Here is a 16077-nt window from a genome sequence, read left to right as displayed (position 1 = left end):
CCTCAGGCGACGGGCTCGCGGGCGGGAGGCGCCACCCGTGCGGCCGCGCGGGCGGCCCGGCGTCCCCGGGCGGCACCGGAGGTGACGAGGCTCCCGAGCAGCGCGACGAGGACGCCCGCCGCCGCGACGACGAGGAAGCCCGCGCCCCAGCCGGCGTGGTCGATGACGAACCCGGTCAGGGGCGCACCGAGCGCGGTGCCGGCGGTCATCGAGGAGCCGTGCCAGCCCATCGCCTCGCCGCGGGCCGACGCCGGGACGGCCCGGCTCACCTGGTCGATCGTCGCGGTGATGGTCGGGGCGCAGAACAGGCCGGAGACGAGCGCGAGGACCCCGAGGGTCCAGGGGCCGCCGGCGAGCGCCAGCGGTGCGGTGGTGACGGCGAGGCCGCCGAGCAGCCAGAAGGCGCTGACCGAGCGGTGCATCCCGCCGTAGACGAGGCCGCCGACGAGCGAGCCGAGGGCCCAGACCGCGAGGACCGGGCCGATGGCGCCCGGCGCGCCGAGGTCGCGCAGCGCGGCGACGACGCCGAGGTCGGTGCCGGAGAGGACGACGGTGCTCGTCGCGGCCCCGAGGCAGACGACGAGGAAGCCCGGGCGCAGCCAGGCCGAGCGAGGGACGGCGGCGCGCGCCGGCTCGTCGGGGTCGACGTCCTCGCGCAGGACCGGGTTCGCGACCCAGAGCAGGATTCCGGCGAGGACGCCGGCGCCCTGGACCGCGAGCAGGACGAGGTCGGTGCGCCAGGCGGCTGCTGCCCAGACGCCCAGCGCCGGCCCCACCATGAACGAGAGCTCGACCGCGACCGCGTCGAGCGAGATGGCGGTGCGCCGGTCCTCCTCGGGGACGGCCGCGATGACCGCCTGCCGGATGATGCTGAAGGACGGGACGACGAACAGCCCGGCGAGGGTCGCGAGCCCGAGCAGCCACCAGTAGCCGAGGAACGGCGCCACCGACCAGCACGCCGCCGTGACGAGCACCGACGGCGCGACGACGCGGCGCAGCCCCCGACGGTCGAGCAGGCGCCCGCGCCACGGCCCGGAGACGGCGATCGCGAGGGTCGCCGCCGCGGCGACGACACCCGCCTCGCCGTAGGAGCGACCCAGCGCCGAGACGACGTGGAGCGTGATGACGACCCCGCCGGCGAAGATCGGCATCCGCACGAGCACCCCGAGGAGGAGGGCACGGCGCAGGGCGGGCACCGCGAGGACGCGGCGGTAGCGGGTGGTCACCCGCCGATGGTCGCACCCACCACCGACGCCGGCGAAAACGGCGCCCGCACCCCTCAGGGGCGGCCGGCGACCTCGAGGGCCTCGGGGAGGGTGAACGCGCCGCGGTAGAGCGCCGACCCCACGATGGCGCCCTCGACGCCGTCGGCGACGAGCCCTCGGACCGCGGCGATGTCCTCGAGGGTCGAGATGCCGCCCGACGCGACGACGGGCCGGTCGGTGCGGGCGCAGACCTCGCGCAGCAGTCCGACGTTCGGGCCCTTCATCATCCCGTCCTTGGCGACGTCGGTCACGACGTAGCGGGCGCAGCCCTCGCGGTCGAGCCGCTCGAGGGTCTCCCACAGGTCGCCCCCCTCGCTCGTCCAGCCGCGGGCGGCCAGCGTGGCGCCCCGGACGTCGAGGCCGATGGCGACGCGGTCGCCGTGCTCGGCGATGGCGCGGGCCGTCCACGCGGGGTCCTCGAGGGCGGCGGTGCCGATGTTGACGCGCCGGCAGCCCGTGGCGAGGGCCCGGGTCAGCGAGTCCTCGTCGCGGATGCCCCCGCTCATCTCGACGTGGATGTCGAGGCGGCCGACGATCTCGGCGAGCAGGTCGGCGTTCGAGCCGCGCCCGAAGGCGGCGTCGAGGTCGACGAGGTGCAGCCACTCGCTGCCCTGCTCCTGCCAGCGCAGGGCGGCCTCGACGGGGTCACCGAACTCGCCGCCGCTGCCGGCCACGCCCTGGACCAGCTGGACGGCGCGGCCCTCGACCACGTCGACGGCGGGCAGGAGCTCGAGGCGGGGCTGGTCGCTCATGGGTCCAGTCTGCCGGTCGCCCCCCGGCCGCCACCGACCGGTCCACCCGACCTCACACCCACCCTCGGACCTCACGCGTATCGGGTGACCCGATACCGCTGCGCTTCACCCGACAACGGTTCCCGGGTACAGCGCGGTCGTATCGGGTGACCCGATACGCGCGTGACGTGGGGGATCGGCGCGGGGACCTGGTGTCCCGCTGACGGCGCGGTCAGAGCGAGCGGACCCAGTTGGCGAGGAGGGTGAGCCCCGCCTCGCCGGACTTCTCGGGGTGGAACTGCGTCGCCGCGAGCGGACCGTTCTCGACCGCGGCGACGAACCGCTCGCCGTGCGTGGCCCACGTGACCTTCGGGGCGACGGCCGCGAAGGTGTCGTCCGGGGGCGCGAGCTCCCAGTCGTGGACCGCGTAGGAGTGGACGAAGTAGAAGCGCTCGGACTCCACCCCGGCGAACAGGGAGCTCCCGGAGGGGACCTCGACCTCGGACCAGCCCATGTGCGGCACCACCGGCGCGTGCAGCCGGGTGACGGTGCCGGGCCACTCCCCCACCCCGGGCACCGGGGCGCCGCTCGGCTCGGCCGAGCCGTCGAAGAGCACCTGCATCCCGACGCACACCCCGAGGACCGGGCGGCCCCCGGCGAGGCGCCGGCCGATGATGAGCGGGCCGCGGGCGGCGGCCAGCCCCGCCATGCAGGCGTGGAAGTTGCCGACGCCGGGCACGAAGAGGCCGTCGGCGGCCAGCGCCGCCTCCGGGTCGCCGGTCAGCGTGACGCGGGCGCCCACGTGCTCGAGCGCGCGCACGGCCGAGCGGACGTTGCCGCTGCCGTAGTCGAGCACGACGACGTCGGGGCTCATCGGACCTCCCGCTCCCGGCCGACGGAGGGCTCGCCGCGGGCGGCCTCCCACTCGGCGCGGTGCTGTGCCTCGTCGGCGACGAGGCGGTCGAAGGCGAGGACGCCGCGGGCGCCGGGCTCGACGTCGGCAGCGCCGACCGGGTGGCCGCGCACGAGCAGCTCCTCGCCGGGCAGCCCGAGCAGGCGCAGCACCGTGACGAGGACGTCGAGCGGCTCGCCGTCCCCGGCGCGCAGCACGCCGGCCACGTCCTGGACGCGGGCGCTGCCGCCGGCGGCCCCGACCAGCTCACCGAGGGCGAGCCGTGGCAGGGACGGCGTCTCGACCACCCCGGTCCGGGGCTGCCAGACGAGCCAGTGCTGGGCGCGCCGGACGCCCCCGGGCTGGAGAGTGACCACCGCGTGACCGCCCAGGGCGAACATCCCGATGGCCGGGCACGCCGAGCGGGGCACCGGCCGGGCGGCCAGCACCTCGAGGGCGACGTCGAAGGGGGCGGCGCTGCGGGCCGCGTCCTCGGCGACCGTCACCGCCGTCCAGCGCCCGTACGGCACGACCGTCGCCGCGACGAGCCCACGGCGCAGCCACCGGCCGACCGCGGCGGGTGGCCGGCGCACCAGGAGCAGCCCGTGCCCCGCGCTCGGGCGCGCGTCGGCGGCCACGGCGTTAGAGCGCACCCTTCGCGCTCGGGACGCCCTCGACCCGCGGGTCGCGGGCGACGGCGGCGCGCAGGGCGCGCGCGAGCGCCTTGAACTGGGCCTCGACGACGTGGTGCGGGTCGCGGCCCGCGAGGACGCGGACGTGGAGGGCGACCTGGGCGTGGAAGGCGAAGGACTCGAGCACGTGCCGGGTCAGCGAGCCGACGTAGTGGCCGCCGATGACGACGTGCTCCTGGCCGGCCGGCTCGCCCTCGTGGACGCAGTAGGGACGGCCGGCGACGTCGACGACGGCGAGGACGAGCGCCTCGTCGAGCGGGACGGTGGCGTCGCCGAAGCGCGAGATGCCGGACTTGTCGCCGAGCGCCTCGCGGACGGCCTGCCCGAGGACGATCGCGACGTCCTCGACGGTGTGGTGGGCGTCGACGTGGGTGTCGCCGTCGGCGCGCACCGTGAGGTCGATCAGCGAGTGCTTGGCGAGCGAGAGGAGCATGTGGTCGTAGAAGGGGACGCCGGTGCTCACCTCGCCGCGGCCGGTGCCGTCGAGGTCGACGGTCACCTCGACGGTGCTCTCGGACGTGGCCCGGCGCACCGTGGCGGTGCGGTGGGTCTCGGCGGTGCTCACGGGGCTGCTCCAGCGTGGGTGGGGACGAGGGCGGTCAGGGCGTCGAGGAAGGCGGTGGTCTCCTCGGGCGTCCCGGCGGTGACACGAAGATAGTGCGGGATGCCGACGTCCCGGACGAGGACACCCCGCTCCAGCAGCGCCTGCCACGTCGCGTGGCTGTCGCGCAGGCCGCCGAACAGGACGAAGTTGGCGTCGCTGGCCACCGGGTCGAGCCCGAGCGCGGCGAGCGCGGTGACGATGCGGTCGCGCTGGTCCTTGACGACGCCGACGGTCTCGAGCATGAGGTCGGCGTGGGCGAGCGCGGCGCGGGCGACGGCCTGCGTCGGTGAGGACAGGTGGTACGGCATCCGGACCAGCCGGAGGGCGTCGACGAGGACCGGGTCGGCCGCGAGGTAGCCCAGGCGGCCCCCGGCGAGGGCGAACGCCTTGCTCATCGTCCGCGTGACGACGAGCCGCGGGCGCCCCTCGAGGAGGGTGAGGGCCGACGGCGTGCCGGGCCGCGCGAACTCGGCGTAGGCCTCGTCGACGACGACGAGGCCGTCGGTGGCGTCGTGCACCGCCTCGACCGTCGCGAGGTCCAGAGCCGTGCCGGTCGGGTTGTTCGGCGAGCAGAGGAAGACGACGTCCGGGCGGTGCTCACGCACCTGGGCGACCGCGGACGCGGCGTCGAGGTCGAAGGCCCCGGCACCCGCGACGCCCCGCATCCCGTCGACCCACGTCGTGCCGGTCGTCGTCGTGATGATCGGGTGCATCGAGTAGGCCGGGGTGAACCCGAGCGCCACCCGGCCCGGGCCGCCGAAGGCCTGGAGCAGGTGCAGGAGCACCTCGTTCGAGCCGTTGCCGGCCCAGACCTGCTCGGCCGTGAGGGCGGTGCCGCCGCGGGAAAGGTAAGAGGCGAGGTCGGTGCGCAGCGCGGTGAACTCGCGGTCCGGGTAGCGGTTGAGCCCGGTGGCCACCTCGGCCACCGCGCGCGTCATCGCCTCGGCGACGACCGCCGGCACCGGGTAGGAGTTCTCGTTGGTGTTGAGGGCCACCGGCACCTCGAGCTGGGGTGCCCCGTAGGCCGTCCGGCCCCGCAGGTCCGGCCGGAGCATCGCCTCGATCGTCGTGCGGGGGTCCATGCCGTGGAGTCTAGGAGGGCTGCCGGGAGGGGCTGCGCGGCGGACCACCCTGCGGCCCGCCGCGCCGCCCCGTCCCGGCCAGTCCCGGTCAGAAGTCGTCGTCGAACGTCACCGAGCCGCCGACCCCGACCTGGTAGGCCGAGACGCGACGCTCGAAGAAGTTCGAGAGCTCCTGGACGTCCTGCAGCTCCATGAACGCCAGCGGGTTCGGGGAGCCGTACAGGGGCGTGATGCCGAGCCGCTCCAGCCGCCGGTCCGCGACGTGCTCGAGGTAGGAGCGCATGTCGGCGGTCGACAGCCCTGCCACCCCTCCCCCGAGCAGGTCCTGCGCGAACTGCGCCTCGGCGTCGACGGCCTCGGCGAGCATCCGGCGCACGTCGTCGGCGAAGGCGTCGTCGACGAGGTCCGGCTCCTCGGCACGGGCGGTGTCGAAGACGTCGAAGGCGAACGCCATGTGCATCGACTCGTCGCGGAAGACCCAGTTCGTGCCGGAGGCGAGGCCGTTGAGCAGGCCGCGCGAGCGCAGGAAGTACACGTACGCGAAGGCGCCGTAGAAGAACAGCCCCTCGATGCACGCCGCGAAGCACACGAGGTTGAGCAGGAACGCCCGCCGGTCCTCACGGGTCTCGAGGGTCCGCAGGTCGGCCAGGGAGTCGATCCACCGGAAGCAGAAGTCGGCCTTGGCCTTGATCGACGGGATGTTCTCGACGGCCGCGAACGCCTCGAACCGCTCGCGCTCGTCGGGGACGTAGGTGTCGAGCAGCGTCAGGTAGAACTGCACGTGCACCGCCTCCTCGAAGAGCTGGCGCGAGAGGTAGAGGCGCGCCTCGGGGGCGTTGACGTGCTCGTAGAGGTTGAGCACGAGGTTGTTCGCGACGATCGTGTCGCCGGTCGCGAAGAACGCGACGAGGCGCTTGACGAGGTGCTGCTCGGCCGCGCTGAGCCTCCGGAGGTCCGCGAGGTCGGAGTGCAGGTCGACCTCCTCGACCGTCCACGTGTTCTTGATGGCGTCGCGGAACCGGTCGTAGAAGTGCGGGTAGCGCATCGGCCGCAGCGTGAGGCTCATGCCGGGGTCGAGCAGCCGCGCGTCCTGGCCGGAGGTCGAGGCGGTGGTGGGCGTGGTGGCGGGGGTGGTCACTGGCAGGCCTCGCAGCTCTCGGGGTTCTCGAGCGAGCAGGCGAGGGCCTCCTCGTCGGTCGGGGTGGTCGTCGTGGGCAGCGGTGCGGCGGAACGGGTCTCGGACACGGTCGCCTGCTGGATGCGCGTCGCCGGCCGGGAGCGCAGGTAGTACGTCGTCTTGAGGCCGGACTTCCACGCGTGGAGGTACATCGACGACAGCTTCCCGATCGTCGGGCTGGCCATGAAGAGGTTGAGCGACTGGCTCTGGTCGACGTACGGCTGGCGGGCGGCGGCCATCGCGATGAGCGCCCGCTGCGGCAGCTCCCACGCCGTGCGGTAGAGCGTGCGGACGTCCTCGGGCAGGTCGGTCAGGCCCTGCACCGACCCCTCGGCGCGCTTGACGGCGTCCCGCGTGGCCGCGGTCCACAGGCCGCGGGCCTTGAGCTCGCGCACGAGGTGGCCGTTGACCTGGAGGAACTCGCCCGACAGGGTCTCGCGCTTGAAGAGGTTCGAGACCTGCGGCTCGATGCACTCGCCGCATCCCGCGATCGAGGCGATCGTCGCGGTCGGGGCGATGGCGACGACGAGGCTGTTGCGCAGCCCGTGCTCGGCCACGTTCTCGCGCAACCGGTCCCAGCGCTCGGGCTGCGTCGGCGTGACGTCGAAGTGGTCCGGGTGCAGGACCCCGCGGGCCGCCCGGGTGCGCCGGAACGCCGGGTGCGGGCCGTGCGCCGCGGCGAGCTCGCTGGAGCGCTCGAGCGCCGTGAGCAGGACCTCCTCCGCGACCCGCGTCGAGAGGGCGAGGGCCTCCTCGGAGTCGAAGGGGAGCCGCAGCGCGAAGAGGACGTCCTGCAGGCCCATGTAGCCCAGGCCGACCGGGCGCCAGCGCGGGTTGGACGCCGCCGCCTGCTCGCTCGGGTAGTAGTTGACGTCGACGACGCGGTCGAGGAAGGTCACGGCCGTCCGGACGGTCGCGCGCAGCTTGGCCCAGTCGACGTCGGTGCGGTCGGCCGTCAGGTGCCGCGAGAGGTTGACCGAGCCGAGGTTGCAGACGGCGGTCTCCTCGTCGCTGCTCACCTCGAGGATCTCGGTGCAGAGGTTCGAGAGGTGCACGACCTGGCCGGGCTCGGCGGTCTGGTTGCACGCGCGGTTCGCGGCGTCCTTGAACGTCATCCAGCCGTTGCCGGTCTGGGCGAGCGTGCGCATCATCCGTCCCCACAGCTCGCGCGCGGGCACCTGGCGCACGATTCGGCCCTCGCGCTCGGCGGCGCGGTAGGCCTCGTCGAACTCCTCGCCCCAGAGGTCGGTCAGCCCGGGCACCTCGCTCGGGTCGACGAGGCTCCACGGCTCGTCGGCCTCGACCCGGCGCAGGAACTCGTCGGGCAGCCAGTTGGCGAGGTTGAGGTTGTGGGTGCGGCGGGCGTCCTCGCCGGTGTTGTCGCGCAGCTCCAGGAACTCCTCGACGTCGGGGTGCCACGGCTCGAGGTAGACGCACGCGGCGCCCTTGCGCCGGCCGCCCTGGTTGACGGCGGCGACGCTCGCGTCGAGGGTGCGCAGCCACGGGACGATGCCGTTGCTCGTGCCGTTCGTGCCGCGGATCAGCGCGCCGCGCCCGCGGACCCGCGAGAAGGCGATGCCGATGCCGCCGGCGAACTTCGACAGGCGCGCCACCTGCTGGTAGCGCTCGTAGATGGAGTCCAGCTCGTCGCGCGGGCTGTCGACGAGGTAGCAGGAGCTCATCTGCGTGTGGCGGGTGCCGGAGTTGAACAGGGTCGGGCTGCTCGGCAGGTAGTCCAGGCGCGCCATCAGCCGGTAGAGCTCGAGCGCCTCACGGGTGCTCGTCGCGAGCCCGCAGGCGACGCGCAGGAGGAAGTACTGCGGCGTCTCGAGGACCAGCCGGGTCGTCGGGTGGCGCAGCAGGTAGCGGTCGCAGACGGTCCGCAGCCCGAAGTACTCGAAGAGCCGGTCGTTGGCCGGGTCGACGGCGCGGTCGAGCTTGACGGCGTTGGCCGCGACGAACTCCGCCGTCGCGTCGCCGATGAGGCCCTCGGCGTGCCCGAGCGCGACCGACTGGCTGAAGGACGCGACCCCGTGGCCGCGCACCTCCTTGTCGACGTAGCCGGCGAGCAGCCGTGCTGCCAGGCGGCTGTACTCCGGCTCCTCGCCGATGAGCTCGGCGGCGGTCTGGATCGAGAGCCGGTCCAGCTCGGCGGTCGTCGCGCCGTCGTAGAGGCCGCTGATGGTGCGGGTCGCGACGCGCAACGGGTCGACCTCGTCGAGGCCGTCGCTGACGCGCTCGACCGCGCGGACGATCTTCGTCACGTCGACGGGCTCGGTGTCCCCGTCGCGCTTGCGCACGCGCATCGCGGTGCGGTGGGTCCCCGGTGCCGGCTGGTCGGGGGTCGTGGTCGCCGGGGCGGGGCCCTGGGCGGTGGTGGTCATGCTCTCTCCTCGCGAGCTCGATGAGCCTGCCGCGAGCCGCGCGAGGGGTGACGAGGAGCGTCGGGAGCGCCGGGTGGGCGGCGTCGCGCACCGTCCCCCGGACAACCCACCTGCCCTCCGTCGGCCGTCCCACGCGGCCGCGAAAGGTGCCGCCCCCGGGTGGGGACGGCGCGACTGGCAGGTCTTCGGACTCGTGGGCCCGGCTCGCGCCGCCTACTGCCCGTCGCTTCCCAGGCCTCTCGGCCCAGTGCTCTGACGGGGGTCGTTCCCACTCACCGCTGCGGGGCAGTCCCGGACTCTCACCGGGTTCCCTCTTGCCCCTCTCCCCACCCGGAGGTGGATCGAGGACCAGCTGCGAGACACACCATATGTGGGGTCACCGACAACACGTCGCACCCACATGTCGTGGCGTGTCGCCGTCGTCCGGGGCGCTTCTCCTCACCACGCCGGCTCGGGCCGTTCCCCTCCTCCCGGCGACCTGCGCAGGTCCCGGTGCGGTCGCACACGCAGCCGCGCAGAACGCGCGGAGAAGCGGACGGATGCCCGCTCCACGACGGAAAGCCCGCACGTGCGGGGACATCGCGCTCGCCGAACCGGCGCGACCACGGAAAGCCCGCACGTGCGGGGTATCCGTGGGCTCTGGTCCGGTCCGCCGGCTCTGGTCCGGTCCGCCGGCTCTGGCTCGGTTCGTGGGGTGGCGGCCAGATGTCGCCGCCATCCGGCGAACCGGACCAGAGGCGGGCGTCAGGCGCCGGGCTCGACCTCGGGGACGCGGGCCAGGACGGCCTCGCCGTGGCCGGGGAGGTCCTCGGCGCGGGCGAGCGAGACGACGTGCGCCCCGACCTCGCGCAGGGCGTCCTGCGAGTACTCGACGACGTGGATGCCGCGCAGGAAGGACTGCACCGACAGGCCGCTGCTGTGCGCCGCGCACCCGCCGGTCGGCAGGACGTGGTTGGACCCGGCGCAGTAGTCGCCGAGGCTGACCGGCGACCACGCGCCGACGAACACGGCGCCGGCGCTCGTGACCCGGGCGGCGACCGCGGCGGCGTCGGCCGTGATGACCTCGAGGTGCTCGGCGGCGTAGGCGTTGACGACGTCCAGCCCCACCTCGACGTCGTCGACGAGGACGATCGCCGACTGGCGGCCGGCGAGCGCCGTGGCCACGCGCTCGGTGTGCTTCGTCGCCGCGACCCGACGCTCGAGCGCCTCCTCGACGGCCTCGGCGAGCTCCGGGCTGTCGGTGACGAGCACGGCCGCGGCCAGCGGGTCGTGCTCGGCCTGCGAGACGAGGTCGGACGCGACGTGGTCGGCGTCCGCGGTGGCGTCGGCGAGGACGGCGATCTCGGTCGGGCCGGCCTCGGCGTCGATGCCGATGAGCCCCTTGAGCAGCCGCTTCGCCGCGGCGACGTAGATGTTGCCGGGGCCGGTGACGAGCGAGACCGGGTCGCAGACGTCGTCGCCGTCCTCGACCCCGTACGCGAACGCGGCCACGGCCTGCGCGCCGCCCATCGCCCACACCTCGTCGACGCCGAGCAGGTGGCAGGCCGCGAGGATGGTCGGGTGCGGCCACCCGCCGTGGTCGCGCTGCGGCGGGCTGGCGACCGCGAGCCCCGGCACGCCGGCGAGCTGGGCGGGCACGACGTTCATCACGACGCTGCTCGGGTACACCGCGAGACCGCCGGGGACGTAGAGGCCGACCCGGTCGACCGGCACCCAGCGCTCGGTGACGGTGCCGCCGTCGGCGACCTGCGTGGTCGTGTCGCGGCGGCGCTGGTCGGCGTGGACGAGGCGGGCGCGGCGGATGGACTCGTCGAGCGCGGCGCGCACGACCGGGTCCAGGGTCTCGACGGCTCGCGCGATGACGTCGGCGGGGACGCGCAGCGCCGGCGGGCGGACGCCGTCGAAGCGCTCGGCGGCCTCGTAGAGCGCGGCGGCGCCGCGGTCACGGACGTCCTCGACGATGGGGCGGACCGCCGCGAGGGCGGCCTCGACGTCGAACTCGGCGCGCGGCAGCGCGGCCCGCAGCTCGCGCAGGCCGGGGCGGCGTCCGCGCAGGTCGAGGCGGGGGACAACGGTCGTCGTGCGGTCGGGCATGGCGTCCAGTCTAGGTTCGGTGCGCGAGCGCCCCGCGCCGACGTTCGACAGCCGGCGTCCGTCCGGCTCAGCCGGTCTCGGCCTCGTCGTCGTCCCGACCCGCCGCGCGGCGCGGGGGACGCAGCGCCTGCTCCAGCACCTGGAGCAGCGAGCGCTCGGTGCCGGGCTCCGGCTGCGACGCCATCAGGTCCGTCACCCGGCTCGCGATCGTCGCGAGCTTGACGTTGCCCCGCTGCGAGTAGCGCGAGAGCAGCCCGAAGGCGGCGTCGGCGTCGAGCCCGTAGGCGAACATCACCGCGCCCTTGACCTGCTCGATGGCCGCGCGGTCGGCCGTGGCGGCGGCCACCGCCTCGGCCGACACCTGGCGGCTGGCCCGCGACACGTCGAAGGCGATGCCCCGCAGGGCGGTCGGCTCCCCCGCGGCGTCGCGGATGACGTCACCGACGAAGGCGATGACCCGCTCGCGCTCCTCGTCGTCGCGCAGCCGGTACTGCCCGGCGAACGGTCCGGGCTCGCGGACGGCCTGCTCGAGGACCTCCGCGACCACCGGCCGATCGGAGGGGTGCATCCGCTCGAAGACGAGGACCGACGGGTCCCGACCGGTGTCGCGGACGCCGATGAGGACGTACATCTCCGGTGACCACGTCCAGCGCGCGGACGCGATGTCGAACGTCGCCTCCGCGAAGACCGCGCCGCCCTGACCTGCAGGGACACCAGGAGTCGATGCCACGCCGGAAGCATGCCACGGGCCCGCGACACCCCGCACCGCGGTGTCGAAGGATGGGGGTCAGGCGTCGTAGAACTCGGCCTCGAAGGCCGCCCGCGCCCGGCGCGCCACCCGCCGGTAGCGCTCGGCGAGGTCCTGCGCGGTCCCCGAGTCCATCCCGAGGATGCGGGCCACGCCGTCGGCGTCGCGGTCGTAGGTGGGCACGGAGTCGACCCCCTTGCCCCGGAAGAGGACCCCGGCGTTGCGCATCGCGGACGCCAGCCGCCACGCGCCGGCCAGCGCCGACGCGTGCTCGGCGTCGACGAGCCCCAGCTCCGCCGCCGCCTCGAGGGCCGCGAGGGTGGACGGCGTCCGCAGCCCGGGGTGCGCGTGCGCGTGGCGCAGCTGGACGAGCTGGACGACCCACTCGACGTCCGACAGGCCGCCGTGGCCGAGCTTGAAGTGCGTCTTGCGGTCGGCGCCGCGCGGCAGCCGCTCGGACTCCATCCGGGCCTTGAGCGTGCGGATCTCGCGCACCTGCCCGGCGTCCAGACCGCCCTCGGGCCACCGGATGGGGGCGACGAGGTCGACGAAGCGCTGCGCGAGGTCGGGGTCGCCCGCGACGGGGGTGGCGCGCAGCAGCGCCTGGGCCTCCCAGACGAGCGACCAGCGGGCGTAGTACTCGCGGTACGAGGCGAGCGAGCGCACGAGCGGGCCCTGCTTGCCCTCGGGCCGCAGGCCGGCGTCGACGTCGAGGACCGGGTCGGGCCCGGGGCGTCCGAGCAGCGCGACGAGCCGGCGCACGACCTCCATCGCCTGGGCCTGCGCCGCGACCTCGTCGGCACCCGGCAGCGGGTCGTGGACGAAGAGGACGTCGGCGTCGGAGCCGTAGCCCTGCTCGCGTCCGCCGAGCCGGCCCATCCCGACGACGAGCAGCCGGGTCAGCGGCTCGCCCTCCCCCACGACCTCGCGCAGGCACACCTCGAGGGTCAGCTCGAGCAGCGCCGAGGTGAGGTCGGTCATCGCGGCGCCGAGGTCGAGCGGCCCGAGCGTGCCCGCGAGGTCGGCGACGGCGATGCGGAACAGCTCGGAGCGCCGGATGACGCGGGCGGCGAGGACCGCCGACTCGGCGTCGTCCTTGCGCCCGGCCGCCGACCGCATCCGCCGCAGCACGTCGTCGCGCGATCGCGGCGTGAGGCCGCTGGAGTCGCCGAGGAACTGCACGCACTCGGGCGCCTGCTCGAGCAGCGACGCCGCGTACCGGCTGCGGGCGAGGGTGTGCGCGAGGCGTTCCGCCGCGGACCCCTCGTCGCGCAGGAGCCGCAGGTACCAGTGGGTCGAGCCCAGCTCCTCGCTGATCCGGCGGAACGCGAGCAGCCCCGCGTCGGGGTCGGCCTCGTCGGCGAACCAGCCGAGCATGACCGGCAGGAGCTGCCGCTGGATGGCCGAGCGGCGGCTCACCCCGCCGGTCAGGGCCTCGAGGTGGCGCAGCGCGTTCGCCGGGTCGCGGAAGCCCAGCGCGGAGAAGCGCTCCCGGGCCGCCTCGGGGGTCAGGCGCACGTCCTGGTCGGACAGGCGCGCCACGGCCGAGAGCAGCGGCCGGTAGAAGATGCGCTCGTGGAGCCGGCGCACCTCGCGCCGCCGGGCCCGCCACTGCTCCATGACCGTCTCGCCCGGGGCGCTCCGGTGCCCCATCGACCGCCCGAGGCGGCGTAGGTCGTCCTCGCCGGTCGGCATGAGGTGCGTGCGGCGCAGCCGGTACAGCTGGATGCGGTGCTCGAGCGCGCGCAGGTAGCGGTAGGCGTTCTCGAGGACGGCGGCGTCCTCGCGGCCCACGTAGCCGCCGGCCGACAGCGCCGCGAGCCCCTCGAGGGTGGTCGCCGTCCGCAGCGACTCGTCGGCGCGGCCGTGGACGAGCTGGAGCAGCTGGACGGAGAACTCGACGTCGCGCAGGCCGCCGGCGCCGAGCTTGATCTGGCGGTCGGCCTCGGCCTTGGGGATGTGCTCCTCGACGCGGCGGCGCATGGCCTGGACGTCGTCGACGAAGTGCTCGCGGGTCGAGGCCTGCCAGACCATCGGCTGCACCGCGTCGCAGTAGGCGGCCCCGACCTCGACGTCGCCGGCGACCGGGCGCGCCTTGAGCAGCGCCTGGAACTCCCACGTCTTGGCCCAGCGCTCGTAGTAGGCGAGGTGGCTCGCGACGGTGCGAACGAGCGGGCCGTTCTTGCCCTCGGGCCGCAGCGCCGGGTCGACCTGCCAGAGCGACCCCGCGCCGGTCGAGGCCGAGCACAGCCGCATGAGCCGGGTCGCGAGGTCGGTGGCCACCGCCACGGCCTCCTCCTCCGGCACGCCGTCCGCGGGCTCCGCCGCGAAGATGACGTCGACGTCGGAGATGTAGTTCAGCTCGCGCCCACCGGTCTTGCCCATCGCGACCACCGCGAGACGGGTGCGCGCGGCGTCCGGTCCGACCTCCTGCCGGGCCAGGTGCAGGGCGGCCTCGAGGGCGGCGGCCGCGAGGTCGGCGAGCGCCTCCGCGGTGGACGGGAGCACCTCGAGCGGGTCGTCGGCGGTGAGGTCGAGGGCGGCGATGCCGATGAGCTGCTCGCGGTAGCCGATGCGCAGCGCGTCGGCGCCGGTCAGCTCCCCCGGCTCGGCCACCTGCCCGACGAGCCGGCGGACCCGCTCCGCCGCCGGCACGGGGGCGGCCTGCGTCGCCGCGGTCCACTGCTCCGGATGGGCGACGAGGTGGTCGGCCAGCGCGGTCGAGGCGCCGAGGACGGCGAGCAGGCGGTGCCGGGCGACGGGGTCGGACCCGACGACCCGCACCACCTCGGCCCGGCGCGCGCGGTCGACGGCGACGGCCTCCATGAACCGGACCAGCCCGAGCAGCGCCGCGTCGGGGTCGGCCGTGCGGGCCAGCGACTGGCTGAGCCCGCCGGTCTCGATCCGCGCGGGGTCCCCGGCGAGCTCGGCGACGGCGGGGTCGTCGAGCAGGGCGTTGGCGCGCCGGGGGTCGGCGAAGCCGAGGCGGGCGATCCCCGCCGGGACGGACTCGGGCGCTCGGGAGCTCACGGTCCGACGCTCAGAGCGCGGGCAGGTAGCGCTCGAGCTCGAAGGCGGTCACCTGGTTGCGGTAGTCGGCCCACTCGGCCCGCTTGTTGCGCAGGAAGAAGTCGAAGGTGTGCTCGCCGAGGGTCTCGGCCACGAGCTCGCTCGACTCCATCACCTCGATCGCCTCGGACAGGCTCGCCGGCAGCGGCTGGATGCCCATCGCGCGGCGCTCGGAGTCGGTGAGGCTCCACACGTCGTCCTCGGTCTCGGGCGGGAGGTCGTAGCCCTCCTCGATGCCCTTGAGCCCGGCGGCGAGCAGCACCGCGAAGGTGAGGTAGGGGTTGCACGCCGTGTCGATGCTGCGCACCTCGACGCGGGTGCTCTGCCCCTTGTCCGGCTTGTACATCGGGACCCGGACGAGCGCGGAGCGGTTGTTGTGGCCCCACGTGAGGTGCGCCGGCGCCTCGCCGCCGCCCCAGAGGCGCTTGTAGCTGTTGACCCACTGGTTGGTGACGGCCGCGGTCTCGGCGCCGTGGTGCAGCAGGCCGGCGATGAACTGCCGCCCGACCTTCGAGAGCTGGTAGGGCGCGCCGGGCTCGTGGAAGGCGTTGGTGTCGCCCTCGAAGAGCGACATGTGCGTGTGCATCCCCGAGCCGGGGTGCTCGGCGAACGGCTTCGGCATGAACGAGGCGTAGATGCCCTGCTCGAGCGCGACCTCCTTGACGACCGTCCGGAAGGTCATGATGTTGTCGGCCGTCGTCAGCGCGTCGGCGTAGCGCAGGTCGATCTCGTTCTGGCCCGGGGCGGCCTCGTGGTGGCTGAACTCGACCGAGATGCCCATCTCCTCGAGCATCGTGATCGCCGCCCGGCGGAAGTCGGCGCTCGAGCCGTGCGGCGTGTGGTCGAAGTACCCCGAGGTGTCGATCGGCGCGGGGCTCTGCCCCGGCACCCAGCCCTGCTTGAGGAGGAAGAACTCGATCTCGGGGTGGGTGTAGAAGGTGAAGCCCATGTCGGCGGCCTTCGCGAGGGCCCGCTGGAGCACGTGCCGCGGGTCGGCCATGCTCGGCGTGCCGTCGGGCAGCGTGATGTCGCAGAACATCCGGGCGGTGCCGTTGCTCTCGCCGCGCCAGGGCAGCACCTGGAACGTGGACGGGTCCGGCTTGGCGAGCATGTCCGACTCGTAGACGCGGGCGAAGCCCTCGATGACCGAGCCGTCGAACCCGATGCCCTCGGCGAAGGCCCCTTCGAGCTCGGCCGGGGCGACGGCCACCGACTTGAGGGTGCCGAGGACGTCGGTGAACCAGAGCCGGACGAACCGGATGTCGCGCTCTTCGATGGTGCGGAGGACGAACTCCTGCTGACGGTCCATGCGCAGCATCCTGCCGCATCCGTGCGTCAC

General features: G+C 74.6%; 12 protein-coding genes and 1 riboswitch. All 12 genes read right to left on the bottom strand.

Translation table 11 applies throughout. The features are described 5' to 3' along the window. Nucleotides 1–2 precede the first annotated feature (2 nt). Complete coding sequence (locus J3473_RS15955) at nucleotides 3–1226, bottom strand: MFS transporter (RefSeq protein ID WP_242525913.1); 1224 nt, start codon at nucleotides 1224–1226, stop codon at nucleotides 3–5. Nucleotides 1227–1279: 53 nt separating this feature from the next. Continuing rightward, nucleotides 1280–2017, bottom strand: coding sequence for a bifunctional 1-(5-phosphoribosyl)-5-((5-phosphoribosylamino)methylideneamino)imidazole-4-carboxamide isomerase/phosphoribosylanthranilate isomerase PriA (gene priA / locus J3473_RS15950; RefSeq protein WP_207024887.1), 738 nt, complete (start codon nucleotides 2015–2017; stop codon nucleotides 1280–1282). 211 nt (nucleotides 2018–2228) lie between these two features. After that, nucleotides 2229–2870 (bottom strand): imidazole glycerol phosphate synthase subunit HisH, encoded by a 642-nt coding sequence (hisH, locus tag J3473_RS15945; protein WP_030529388.1) that lies wholly within the window; start codon nucleotides 2868–2870, stop codon nucleotides 2229–2231. Then, a complete protein-coding gene (locus J3473_RS15940; protein WP_207024886.1) occupies nucleotides 2867–3526 on the bottom strand; it encodes a hypothetical protein in 660 nt (219 codons plus the stop codon). The genes hisH and J3473_RS15940 overlap by 4 nt, the downstream gene beginning before the upstream one ends. A gap of 4 nt (nucleotides 3527–3530) precedes the next feature. Further along, on the bottom strand, nucleotides 3531–4145 hold the full coding sequence (gene hisB, locus J3473_RS15935; RefSeq protein WP_030529390.1) for an imidazoleglycerol-phosphate dehydratase HisB: 615 nt from the start codon (nucleotides 4143–4145) through the stop codon (nucleotides 3531–3533). Beyond that, nucleotides 4142–5266 carry a histidinol-phosphate transaminase gene (locus J3473_RS15930; RefSeq protein ID WP_207024885.1) on the bottom strand — a complete coding sequence of 375 codons (1125 nt, stop codon included), beginning with the start codon at nucleotides 5264–5266 and terminating at the stop codon, nucleotides 4142–4144. The genes hisB and J3473_RS15930 overlap by 4 nt, the downstream gene beginning before the upstream one ends. A gap of 88 nt (nucleotides 5267–5354) precedes the next feature. After that, nucleotides 5355–6404, bottom strand: coding sequence for a ribonucleotide-diphosphate reductase subunit beta (locus tag J3473_RS15925; RefSeq protein WP_030529392.1), 1050 nt, complete (start codon nucleotides 6402–6404; stop codon nucleotides 5355–5357). Next, on the bottom strand, nucleotides 6401–8827 hold the full coding sequence (locus tag J3473_RS15920) for a ribonucleoside-diphosphate reductase subunit alpha (RefSeq protein WP_207024884.1): 2427 nt from the start codon (nucleotides 8825–8827) through the stop codon (nucleotides 6401–6403). The genes J3473_RS15925 and J3473_RS15920 overlap by 4 nt, the downstream gene beginning before the upstream one ends. Before the next feature lie 158 nt (nucleotides 8828–8985). Next, nucleotides 8986–9195, bottom strand: a riboswitch (cobalamin riboswitch). A 376-nt stretch (nucleotides 9196–9571) separates the two neighbouring features. Continuing rightward, the gene (gene hisD, locus J3473_RS15915) at nucleotides 9572–10921 is read right to left on the bottom strand and encodes a histidinol dehydrogenase (RefSeq protein WP_207024883.1); all 1350 of its coding nucleotides are present in this window, start codon (nucleotides 10919–10921) and stop codon (nucleotides 9572–9574) included. Between the two features lie 67 nt (nucleotides 10922–10988). Beyond that, nucleotides 10989–11651: a PAS and ANTAR domain-containing protein gene (locus tag J3473_RS15910; RefSeq protein WP_207024882.1), complete on the bottom strand. Its 663-nt coding sequence runs from the start codon at nucleotides 11649–11651 to the stop codon at nucleotides 10989–10991. A gap of 57 nt (nucleotides 11652–11708) precedes the next feature. Next, on the bottom strand, nucleotides 11709–14699 hold the full coding sequence (locus J3473_RS15905; RefSeq protein ID WP_207024881.1) for a bifunctional [glutamine synthetase] adenylyltransferase/[glutamine synthetase]-adenylyl-L-tyrosine phosphorylase: 2991 nt from the start codon (nucleotides 14697–14699) through the stop codon (nucleotides 11709–11711). Between the two features lie 10 nt (nucleotides 14700–14709). Continuing rightward, a complete protein-coding gene (locus J3473_RS15900; protein ID WP_030529397.1) occupies nucleotides 14710–16047 on the bottom strand; it encodes a glutamine synthetase family protein in 1338 nt (445 codons plus the stop codon). Between the last annotated feature and the right edge of the window lie 30 nt (nucleotides 16048–16077).

The sequence above is a fragment of the Phycicoccus sp. DTK01 genome (genome assembly GCF_017312765.1).
Classification (GTDB): domain Bacteria; phylum Actinomycetota; class Actinomycetes; order Actinomycetales; family Dermatophilaceae; genus Phycicoccus; species Phycicoccus jejuensis.
The sequence above is the reverse complement of the archived record's forward strand: the minus strand, read 5'-3'. Positions and strand labels throughout refer to the sequence as shown.